General features: G+C 60.6%; 7 protein-coding genes. 4 read left to right on the top strand and 3 right to left on the bottom strand.

The genetic code is table 11. From position 1 onward, the window contains the following. The first annotated feature begins 55 nt into the window (after positions 1 to 55). A complete protein-coding gene (gene galA / locus ACFQ24_RS13500) occupies positions 56 to 2950 on the top strand; it encodes a beta-galactosidase GalA (protein WP_380912011.1) in 2895 nt (964 codons plus the stop codon). 73 nt (positions 2951 to 3023) lie between these two features. Here galA and ACFQ24_RS13505 read toward each other — a convergent pair whose 3' ends face one another. Together ACFQ24_RS13505 and ACFQ24_RS13510 are read right to left on the bottom strand one after the other, a co-directional pair. Continuing rightward, positions 3024 to 4511, bottom strand: a complete 1488-nt coding sequence (locus ACFQ24_RS13505; protein ID WP_380912013.1) for an alpha-N-arabinofuranosidase — start codon at positions 4509 to 4511, stop codon at positions 3024 to 3026. A 303-nt stretch (positions 4512 to 4814) separates the two neighbouring features. Beyond that, entirely contained in the window at positions 4815 to 5555 is a 741-nt protein-coding gene (locus ACFQ24_RS13510) for a FadR/GntR family transcriptional regulator (protein ID WP_380912014.1), read from the bottom strand. A 1128-nt stretch (positions 5556 to 6683) separates the two neighbouring features. Here ACFQ24_RS13510 and ACFQ24_RS13515 point away from each other — a divergent pair. From ACFQ24_RS13515 to istB, 3 genes are all read left to right on the top strand, one after another. Beyond that, a complete protein-coding gene (locus tag ACFQ24_RS13515) occupies positions 6684 to 7013 on the top strand; it encodes a glycoside hydrolase family 3 N-terminal domain-containing protein (protein ID WP_380912016.1) in 330 nt (109 codons plus the stop codon). 76 nt (positions 7014 to 7089) lie between these two features. Further along, positions 7090 to 8583: an IS21 family transposase gene (gene istA, locus ACFQ24_RS13520; protein ID WP_380912018.1), complete on the top strand. Its 1494-nt coding sequence runs from the start codon at positions 7090 to 7092 to the stop codon at positions 8581 to 8583. Next, positions 8580 to 9347 (top strand): IS21-like element ISSsp5 family helper ATPase IstB, encoded by a 768-nt coding sequence (gene istB / locus ACFQ24_RS13525; protein ID WP_380912020.1) that lies wholly within the window; start codon positions 8580 to 8582, stop codon positions 9345 to 9347. Before istA ends, istB begins: the two co-directional genes overlap by 4 nt. Positions 9348 to 9391: 44 nt before the next feature. Here the strand turns inward: istB and ACFQ24_RS13530 are convergent, their stop codons facing one another. After that, positions 9392 to 10735 (bottom strand): tryptophan halogenase family protein, encoded by a 1344-nt coding sequence (locus ACFQ24_RS13530; protein WP_380912022.1) that lies wholly within the window; start codon positions 10733 to 10735, stop codon positions 9392 to 9394. Between the last annotated feature and the right edge of the window lie 219 nt (positions 10736 to 10954).

Here is a 10954-nt window from a genome sequence, read left to right on the forward strand (position 1 = left end):
CGTCCGCGCGGCGGGAACAGTCCAGCGACCATATCGACGAGGGAACATATCACCGATGGAACGCCGCGAATTTCTCGCCTCGATCGGCAGCGCCGCCGCTGTGGCTCCGCTCGCGAAAGCCCATGGCGGCGTTCCCGTTGGAAGGGCCGCCCCCGATCTGCCGATGCCGCCTTCTCGCGACACGATGCCCATGCGCCCCGAGCCCGAAGAGCCCGGCAAGCTGCTGCTCGACAAGGCCTGGCAATTTCATCAGGGCGATATCCCCTTTCCCACCATAAAGGGACATGGCTGGACCTATGCCAACGCCAAGGCCGGCCAAGCCCAAGGCGCGGCAGCGATCAATTTCGATGATTCTGACTGGCCGCTGGTCAACCTGCCGCATGACTGGGCGGTAGACATGCCCTTTGATCCCGACGCGAACCCCTCGCAGGGCTATCGGCAGCGCGGCTATGCCTGGTATCGGCGGGCCTTGCGATTGGACCCGGCGGACCGCGGCAAATATCTCGAACTGCAATTTGGTGCGATCTTCACCAATGCCACGATCTGGGTCAACGGATCGGTCGCCGCCCATAATTGGAGTGGATATAATTCCATCTATATCGACCTTACGCCAATGGCGCGTTTCGGCGACGATCTCAACACCATCGCAATCCGTGTCGACGCGGAGAGGATGGAGGGCTGGTGGTATGAGGGTGCCGGCCTTTACCGCCACGCCTGGCTGGTAAAGCGGCCGGCGGTGCATATTCAGACGGACGGCATCCACGCCGATCCCCGCCTGGACGCTGACGGTCGATGGACCGTGCCGATCACAGCGTCGCTATCCAGCATCCTCAAGGCCGAAGCTGCCGCGACGCTCGTCGCAACGCTTAGTGATGCCGAGGGCCGCACCATCGCCGCGGGCAAGGTGGAAACCAGGGTTCCGCCGCTGGGCAGCGCAGAAGCGAAACTTGAGCTGGTGGTTCCGTCGCCTCGCCTTTGGTCCGTCAGCGATCCCAATCTCTATACGCTGCGGCTTTCCCTTGCCGGTCCGGGCGAGGCCACGGATCGGCGCATGCTGCGAATCGGCTTTCGCACCCTTCGCTTCGATGCCGACAAGGGCTTCTTCCTCAACGGCGAGCCACTCAAGATCAAGGGCACCTGCAATCATCAGGACCATGCCGGCGTTGGTGTCGCGGTTCCCGATGCAATGTGGGAATGGCGAATCCGCAGGCTTAAGGACATGGGCTCCAACGCCATTCGTTGTTCGCACAATGCGCCGCCGGTCGAGCTGCTCGACGCCTGCGATCGCCTTGGCATGCTGGTCATGGACGAGAACCGCAATTTCAATACCAGCCCCGACTATATGGAGCAATTGCGATGGCTGGTGCGGCGAGACCGCAACCGGCCCAGCGTCATCATGTGGTCGGTGTTCAACGAAGAGCCGATGCAGGGCAGCGAGGCCGGCTATGAAATGGTCCGTCGCATGGCGAGTGAGGTCAAGGCGCTCGATCCGAGCCGCCCTGTCACCGCCGCCATGAACGCGGGCCTCTTCGCACCCCATAATGTCAGTCAGGCGGTCGATGTGGTTGGCTTCAACTACCAGCCCGGCCTGTACGACCGGTTTCACGCAGCGCATCCTAACGTGCCCATCACCAGTTCAGAAGACACCAGCGCTTTCATGACGCGCGGAGCCTTTCAGACCGATGCCGCCAATCACGTCTTCGCCTCCTACGACGACGAGCGATCCAGCTGGGGCAACACGCATCGCGAGGCCTGGAAGGCGGTCGCCACGCGCCCGTTTGTGGCGGGCGCCTTCGTCTGGACCGGCTTCGATTATCGCGGCGAACCCACTCCCTATGAGTGGCCGTCCGCATCGAGCTTTTTCGGCATCATGGATCTGTGCGGTTTCCCCAAGACCGCATATTGGCTGCACCGAGCCCAATGGATCGACGACCGGCCCTTGCTCGATCTGGCCCCCCATTGGAATTGGGCCGGACGCGAAGGCGAGCCGATTACGGTGATGGCCATGACGAATTTCGAGCGCGTCGCCCTGTTCCTAAATGGACGCCCGCTAGGCGAAAAGACCGTCGACCGGTTCGAGATGCCGCGCTGGCTGGTTCCCTGGGCGCCGGGGCGGCTGGAGGCAATAGGCTATCGCGCCGGGCGACAGGTGGCGCGCTCCTCTGTGGAGACCACAGGTGCACCCGTCGCTCTGCGCCTAACGCCTGACCGGACCATCATGGCCGGCGACGGCGAGGATGCCCAGCCGATCACCGTCGACGCCATCGACGCTCAGGGACGGCACGTCCCCACCGCACAGCTTCCCGTTCGCTTCGCCATTTCGGGTGGCACCATCATCGGCCTGGGCAATGGCGATCCTAGCAGCCACGAGCCCGAAAAAGGCGATAGTCGCACTTTGTTCAACGGGCTGGCGCAAGTCATCGTGCGGGCCGATGCCCGACGGGGACCGCTGCGCATCACTGCCGATGCGCTCGGCGTCAGAACCGGGCAGGCAAGCATTGCGCGCGTCGAAGCCAGCCCCCGAGCACAGGTTGCGCCGACTCCGTCGGTGCAGACGCTTGAAGGATGGCGGCAATCCCCGGCATCGCCGGAGAAGCCAGATCCAATGCGCAAGCCGGTTGACTCCGACATGAACAGTTGGCTGTGGCTTGGCACGGGCCAGATCGAAGCGGCGCAGGGCGAAGGCCAATGGATGTCGCTCCGCGCCACGTTCACCGCCCGGCGGCGGGTGCAGGCCAACGGCGGAACCTTGCGCTTCGGCGGCATCGTCGGTCGCGCCGAAATCTGGCTCGACGGGCGCAAGGTCGCTGAGAAGCCCGATTTCCGTGAGGCTCCACTGGACGTGGCCGTGCCAGCAGGAAGCGCTGAACATGTCGTCACGCTGCTGGTGGAAAGTCGCCCCGGCCTGATCGGCGGACTTTCGCAGCCAGCGACGGTCGGCGCGAAATAGGACCGCCCGCGCGGCCGGGGTTAAGGCTTTCGCCCTTGCTGAACGACAGCCTTAACCCGCCGGATTTACAAGGTCAGTCGATTGCAACCACCGCGACTGCCTTGGCAGGCAGATCGAAGACGAGCTTCCCGCCCGTCATGCGCCCCGAATAGGCCACCGGTTTTACTGCGTCGGGCTTGTCGAAGCTGTTGTGCGAGTCCATCGCCGTCGCGCTCAACAGCCGCCCCTGCGCCTTGCCGGTAAGATTGGTGGTCACACGCGCTGACTTTTTCGGATCGAGATTGACCAGCGCCAACCACATTTTCCCGTTCGCATCCTTCGCGGCGGACGCATCAACCATCGGCAGATCGACATCGCCCAATACATAGCGGGGGCCGCTGACCATCGCCGGGAACGGAGTAGCGCCCTGAAATGGCGCATAAAGATCGAACAGATGGTAGGTTGGCGTCAGCGTCATGCGCCCCTTGTCTGTCAGGATCATCGCCTGCAGAACGTTTACCATCTGCGCGATATTGGCCATCTTCACTCGTTCGGTGTGGCGATGGAAGATGTTGAGCGTGAGCGCCGCAACCTCGGCGTCGCGCATCGTGTTCTGCTGGTAAAGGAAACCCGGCGTCGATCCCGGTTCCTGATCGTACCAGGTGCCCCATTCATCGACCACCAACGCGACGCGCTTCTTTGGATCATGCTTGTCCATGATGGCTTCGTGCCTGGTAATCATGCCATCGAGGGCCATCGCATTGCGCAAGGTCACGGCCCATTCCCTTTCGGTGAATCCCGTGGCCTGCCCCTTCTTCGCCCAGTCTCCCGGCATCGTGTAATAATGGAGGCCGATGCCGTCGAAAATCTTGCCGGCCCGGTCCATCATCACATCGGTCCAGTTGAAGTTGTCGGCGCTTCCGCCGCTCGCCACGCGAAAGCTGCCAGAGGCATGCAGGCGTGCATAGGAGCCGAACTGGCGACTCAAGTCAGCGGCAAATTCGGGACGCATTTCCCCGCCGCAGCCCCAACTTTCATTGCCGACGCCGATATATTTTACCGTCCATGGCTTGTCGCGGCCATTGGCGCGGCGCTCCTGGGCGAGCGTCGATGTTCCGCTGGCAGTCATATATTCCATCCACTGCGCTGTATCGCGCGGTGTGGCAGAGCCCATGTTGGCGGCAACATAGGCGTCCGCACCGATCAATTCGGAAAAGTTCATGAACTCGTGCGTGCCGAATGCATTGGTCTCGGGCACGCCACCCCAGAACTTGTTCATCCGCTCGGGTCGCTTTGCCGCCGGTCCGATGCCGTCGCGCCAGTCATAATCGTCCGCGAAGCAGCCGCCGGGCCAGCGAATGACAGGCACCTTGATCTTGCGCAGGGCTTCAATCACGTCCTTGCGGTAGCCATTGATATTGGGAATATCGGAGTCGGGGCCTACCCAGATACCTTCGTAGATCCCCCGACCCAGATGTTCCGCAAACTGGCCATAAATGGTGCGTTCGATCTTCGGTCCGGCCTTGGTCGTGTCGACCGACACATCGACCGCGACCTGTGCGCCAACCCCGGAAGCCGTCATCAAGGCAGCGGCCCCTATAGTCACGCGATGCAACCACTTCATTCCCATTCTCCCCTCGTCCACTATCCTGTATGAAGGCGAACTGCGGCAATCGGGAAGTAGGACCATGCGCTGCTATGCTGTGCAGCAGGCATCGGTCAGGTGGGCAACCCATCTGGCCCAGCCTACTCCCCACGATCGGCAGCATCGCTCCTCGACCATGTGGCGGAATAAGTCAGACAAGTCAATCTGACCATCTGTGTAGGAAGGGAAAGGAATACGCCCCTCCACACTCCGCTTTCTACGCGGGTAACGGGGGAGAGTTTATCGCGAGTGCACCGCCATAGGTTTGGTGTCCAGCAATGCCAGATGAACCAGGTCGGCCATGGCCTGGCGTGCGGCGTCCGGATCCCCCGCTTTGACGCATTCGAACACTCGGCGGTGATCGGGAATCGCATCGCGGCGTAGTGGCGCGACCCGGTGCTTGAAAACAGTGGTCCAGGCGACCGCCGCGCTAACCCCACCGGTAAGGGTCATCATGAACGGATTTCCAGTAGCTTCAAGCAAAGCTGCGTGGAAATCCTTGTCAGCCTCACGACCGGCTTCCGTTCCCAGCGTGTGCTTGGTCATGTTGTCGATGGCGGTTTCCATACGCATGACTTGCTCATTGCTGCGCCGTAATGCGGCCAAAGCGGCGGCTTCGGGCTCGACAAAGCGACGTAGCTCAAAAAGGCTCTCAAGCAAAAATTCGCTTGGTTCGAACTCGAACATCCATTGGAGGACATCGGGGTCCAACAGGTGCCATTTGTCCTGCGAACACACCTTCGTCCCTGTTTTCGGGCGGGATTCGACCAGACCCTTTGCCGACAGGATTCGCAAAGACTCACGATATGCTGTCCGAGAAATCTTTAATCGCTCGCTGGCGTCAACCTCGCCAAGCAGCAACTCCCCCGGCCGGTAGCGCCCGGAAACGATAGCGATGCCGATATCGCGCGCTATGGTGCCGTGTATCCGCAATCTCTTGCCGTCACCGACGGCGTCCCCCTGGGCGGCTGCCTTCTTCATCAACGACCTTTCCAGCGGATAGAGCACAAAAACTATATAAGAGACTTGTCGAGCGGGCAGTTACGCCATTTCTCTCAACATGGGAATAACTCTTAGAACATTTGCAGTCTGATAATAAGCAATCGACATATGTTGCGCGTAGTGCAACAGCCAGGTGTTGATAGATGAAAGTGAATTTTTATATACGAACTATATACAGGGCATCGAGGCCAGACGTATATGCAAATACAGCCTCAAGGAGATCCATGGTTAAACAGCGCAAAATTCACCACCGCGCCTATCCTAATCAACAACCGTGCACACCTTTCTGCCTGACATAAGGAGATTGAGGACGTGATATGGCAAGGTTCCGCCCTTCAGTTTCTGTGTAACAATTAAATGGAGCCAGAAATGCTCACCTTCTCGCTCGCCCATTTCAACGATCGTGATGCCTAACCTCACAAATTAGTTATACCGCGCATTCCGGCGCATGGCGGGACTCTCTATCGCGGTGATGAGGCAAGACTATCACAAACTAGGCTCCGATTGGGATCGCCCACCGCTCAGTGAGCCAAATCTTGCCGCCGGTGGCCACAAAAGAGCCGACGGCGCGGTCAATCTCTGCACGGCGAAGATCCGCTTTTCGGCAATCGTGCTGGCCAACGAGCGGCGACTTTGATGGGTAAAGCCCGGCGGGGCTACATGGGGCCGGCGATCAAGATTATCTGTAACGAAAAGCCGACGATGGAACATTGTCGCCGTGCGCCCATGATAGACCAGCCTCTCGTCATTGATCCCTGGCCGGCCGCGCCCCTCTATTGCAACCACCGCCTTACGACCATCCATTCTGCTTCCGGCTGACCCATATCAATGGAAAGTCAAAAACTCATCTCTCCCGCGCGACCCGATCTTGAAAGCGCGGTCCGCATTTTGTAAGACAATTAGAGAAATAGGTTCGGGAGGATTGTTGTAATGAGAGTTTGCCGCAAGCAGGCCGCGATTTTAGGCCTGTCGCTACCTTTTGTGCTTGCAGCGGCTAACGCTCTGAATGCCCAGACCGAACCCCGGGGCGTTGCGCATCCTGCCCAATGGCCTCAGGCGCGCAGCCAAGGCCTTGTCGAGGCAGAGACCGAAGCGAAGATCACGGCCTTGCTGGGCAAGCTATCGCTGGAAGAAAAGGTCGGGCAGATGATCCAGGCGGATACTGCCTCGATCAAACCGGAGGATCTTGTCAAATATCCCTTGGGTTCCATCCTTGCCGGCGGCAGTTCGCCGCCTATCGCCGCACCGGACCGCTCGCCTGCCGGGCCCTGGATCGCCACCGTTCACGCCTTCAACCAAGTCGCGATGGAGAACCGGCCGGATCATGTGCCGATCCCGATCATGTTCGGTATCGATGCAGTGCACGGCAACAACAATGTGGTCGGGGCGACGCTGAGAACGGCGGAGCAATATTCGGCCACGCTAGCGGCGGGATAGTCCCGCTGCGGGCGGCGTAAAAGTCGTCCACCTTGAAGCCTTTCTGCCAAGTCAGGGAGGTGTGGGGATCTACAGCGTGGAACTTTATCTTCAGGTCCGTTTGGCTTGCGCGGATGGCATGAGCCAGCGGGCGGCGGCGAAGCGTTTCAATGTGTCGCGCGATACGGTGCGCAAGATGCTGTCGTTTTCATCACCGCCGGGTTACCGGCGTCAGTCTGCACCGCAGCGCCCGAAGCTGGACGGGTTTGTGGGGATCATCGATGGATGGCTTGAGGGGGATCGCGGTGTCCCGCGCAAGCAGCGCCATACGGCGAAGCGGGTATTCGACCGTTTGCGCACCGAGCATGGTTTCACCGGCGGCTATACGATCATCAAGGATTACATCCGGGAGCGCGAGCAGCGCAGCCGGGAGATGTTCGTGCCGCTGGCGCACCCGGCGGGAGATGCACAGGCCGATTTCGGGGAAGCTCTGGTGGAGATCGGCGGGGTGGAGCAAAAAGCCTACTTCTTCGCGCTCGATCTGCCGCACAGTGATGCCTGCTATGTGCGAGCCTATCCGGCGGCGGTGGCGGAGGCCTGGGTGGACGGACATGTCCATGCCTTCGCGTTCTTCGGCGCGGTGCCGCGCTCGATCGTCTATGACAACGATCGCTGCCTTGTGGCGAAAATCCTGCCAGACGGCACGCGCAAGCGTGCCACGCTGTTCAGCGCTTTCCTGTCGCATTACGTGATCCGCGACCGCTATGCCCGCCCGGGCAAGGGGAACGAGAAAGGCAATGTGGAAGGGCTGGTAGGTTACTGCCGCCGTAATTTCATGGTGCCGATCCCGAAGTTCCCGACCTGGGAGGCCTTCAACATGTGGCTGGAGGAGCAATGCCGCAAGCGCCAGCAGGACAAGGTGCGCGGACAGAGCGAGACGATCGGTGAGCGCTTGCAACGCGATCTCGCGGCCATGCAGCCTCTGCCCGCTACACCCTTCGAAGCCTGCGATCAGGCGGGCGGGCGGGTCTCCTCGCAATCCTTGGTGCGCTACAGGACCAACGATTATTCGGTTCCGGTGGCCTGGGGCCATCAGGAAGTCTGGATCAGGGCCTATGTCGATGAGGTGGTGGTCGGCTGCCGCAGCGAAGTCATCGCCCGTCATCCTCGTTGCTATGCCCGCGAGGAGGTTATCTTCAACCCGCTCCACTATCTCCCGCTGATCGAGCAGAAGATCAACGCATTCGACCAGGCCGCGCCTTTGCAGGGCTGGGATTTGCCCGAAGCGTTCACGACACTGCAGCGGCTGATGGAAGGGCGCATGCACAAACATGGCAGGCGCGAATATGTGCAAGTGCTGCGCCTGCTGGAAACGTTCGCCATCGCCGATCTCCAGGCGGCGGTGGAACAGGCCATCGCCCTTGGCGCCATCGGCTTCGATGCCGTCAAGCACCTCGTCCTGTGCCGGGTCGAACGCGTACCGCCCAGGCTCGACCTGGACGTCTATCCCTTCCTGCCACGCACAACGGTCGAGAAGACTTTTGCCAGAGCCTATCTGAGCCTGCTCTCCGACCAGCAGGAAGCCGCATGAGCGATCAGGCCCCGGAGCTTCTTCTCGCTCATCATCTCAAGGCACTCAAGTTGCCTACGTGCCTGCGAGAGCATCACAAGCTCGCGCGGCAATGTGCCGCCGAAGGCGTCGATCATATCCGCTTCCTCGCCCGTCTCGTCGAGATGGAAATGATCGACAGGGAGCGTCGTATGGTCGAGCGGCGTATCAAGGCCGCGCGCTTCCCCGCCGTCAAAAGCCTCGACAGCTTCGACTTCACCGTCATCCCCAGGCTCAACAAGATGCAGGTGCTTGAGATGGCGCGCTGCGAGTGGATCGAGCGGCGTGAAAACGCCATCGCTCTGGGGCCATCGGGCACCGGCAAGACGCACGTAGCTTTGGGGCTCGGACTGGCCGCATGCCAGAAAGGACTGTCGGTGGGCTTCACCACTGCGGCGGCGCTGGTCAGCGAAATGATGGAGGCGCGCGACGAGCGGCGTCTCCTGCGCTTCCAGAAGCAGATGGTCGGATACAAACTGCTCATCATCGACGAACTGGGCTTCGTACCGCTCTCCAAGACCGGCGCCGAACTGCTGTTCGAGCTGATCTCCCAGCGTTACGAACGCGGCTCCACCTTGATCACCAGCAACCTGCCCTTCGACGAGTGGACCGAAACCTTCGGATCCGAGCGCCTCACAGGCGCGCTCCTCGATCGCCTGACCCATCACGTCAGCATCCTCGAGATGAATGGCGAAAGCTATCGCCTCGCTCACAGCCGGGCCCGCAAGGCCAAAATCAGACCCTGAAAATCAAGCCAATGCCGGGGGGAGTGGCCCTCGGGCTACGCCCCTCACGCCACTCCCCCCGGCATGTAACACGATGGTCTGGTTTTACGCCGCCCAATGGCCGACTTTTGCTCCGCCGTTGACAGGAACAGCTCGATCTTGTGCCGCAGGCTGTCCGGCACCTCCATCGCGGCGCAATAGCGCCAGATTTCCGCATCATCGCGGGTGTTAAGCTTGTAATGCAGGATCAGGAAATCCCGGATCCTTTCATATTCCATATCGATCAGCCGGTTGAATTCATCCCGCAGCCGCGGGTCAATCCGTTTGGCTGGCAGCAATGGCAGCAATTGGAGGATCGCGACCTGAATGAGGTAGATGCTGGTTGATTCCAGCGGCTCCAAGAACCCGCTCGCGAGGCCAACGGCAACGCAATTCTTATCCCAACTAACGACGCGCCGGCCCGCCTGGAACTTGAGCATCCGCGGCTCCGCCAGAGGCTTTGCGTCCACACTTCGCAGCAGCGATGCCGCTGCATCGTCGTCCTTGATGAAGGACGATGAACAGACATAGCCATTGCCGGTCCGGTGCTGCAACGGGATGCGCCAGCGCCAGCCCGCCTCCATTGCCGTCGAACGCGTGAACGGGGTGAACTCGCCGCGTTCGCTTGGAACGGCGAAGGCGCGATCGCACGGCAGCCACTTGGACCAGTCTTCCCACCCCACGCCAAGCGTCTTGTCGAGCAGGATCGACCGAAAGCCCGAACAGTCGATAAACAGATCGCCGGTGATTGATTGACCGGATTCCAATGTCAGCGAACGCACATCGCCACTTTGCGGATCCCGAACGACGTCCCGAACCTTGCCCTCGGTGCGAATTGCGCCACGCTCTTCGGCAATTCCGCGCAAAAATACAGAATAGAGACTGGCATCGAAATGATAGGCGTAGGAAAAAGTTGATTCGATCGCCGCCTGATCCTTGCTTGGAAAGTCGAACCGCCGCATCCGCGCGGCCTGCACCGCGAACGAATAGTCCTGAATGTCGGACTCCCAACCGGCACGCAGCGCTTTCACCCACCGATGGTGGAAGATGTGCGCCATGTCCGCCGGTCCGTGCACACCGAAGGGGTGGATATAGCGCGCCCCCTTCTTGCCCCAATCGACAAACTCGATGCCAAGCTTGAATGCGCCTTTGGTTGCGCGCATCATTTCCGCTTCGTCGATGCCAAGCGCATCGTTGAAATTCTTCATCTGCGGCAGAGTCGCCTCACCGACGCCGACAATGCCGATCTCGTCCGATTCAACCAGCCGTACCCGACAGCGGGATGAGGGCATGAACGTAACGAGCGCCGTCGCCGCCATCCAGCCAGCCGTTCCACCGCCCAGAATCACGATGTCGAGGGGATCGCTCATCCTTAACCGTCCGTTCGCACGAGGCTGCGGCGACGCACCTCTTTACAAACCCATAATAGAAAAAAGAGGGGCGTCGCCCGAAGGAACGCCCCCCTGTTGATTTCCACTGAGAAGTGACCCGGGTTTTCCATCGAGAAGTGACCCGTCTGCGGATTATGTTTCGGGTGTCACGGGTGGGTCAACCCGTGGTTTTCTCCTTTGGGTTCTGGCCTGCTTGGC

Source organism: Sphingobium olei (genome assembly GCF_042678845.1).
Lineage (GTDB): Bacteria > Pseudomonadota > Alphaproteobacteria > Sphingomonadales > Sphingomonadaceae > Sphingobium > Sphingobium olei.

Bases quoted from the DNA above. Each gene is read 5' to 3' on its own strand.
- ACFQ24_RS13505 (WP_380912013.1), bottom strand. From the start codon at position 4,511: ATGACGGCTTCCGGGGTTGGCGCACAGGTCGCGGTCGATGTGTCGGTC.
- ACFQ24_RS13530 (WP_380912022.1), bottom strand. From the start codon at position 10,735: ATGAGCGATCCCCTCGACATCGTGATTCTGGGCGGTGGAACGGCTGGC.
- istB (WP_380912020.1), top strand. From the start codon at position 8,580: ATGAGCGATCAGGCCCCGGAGCTTCTTCTCGCTCATCATCTCAAGGCA.
- galA (WP_380912011.1), top strand. From the start codon at position 56: ATGGAACGCCGCGAATTTCTCGCCTCGATCGGCAGCGCCGCCGCTGTG.
- ACFQ24_RS13510 (WP_380912014.1), bottom strand. From the start codon at position 5,555: ATGAAGAAGGCAGCCGCCCAGGGGGACGCCGTCGGTGACGGCAAGAGA.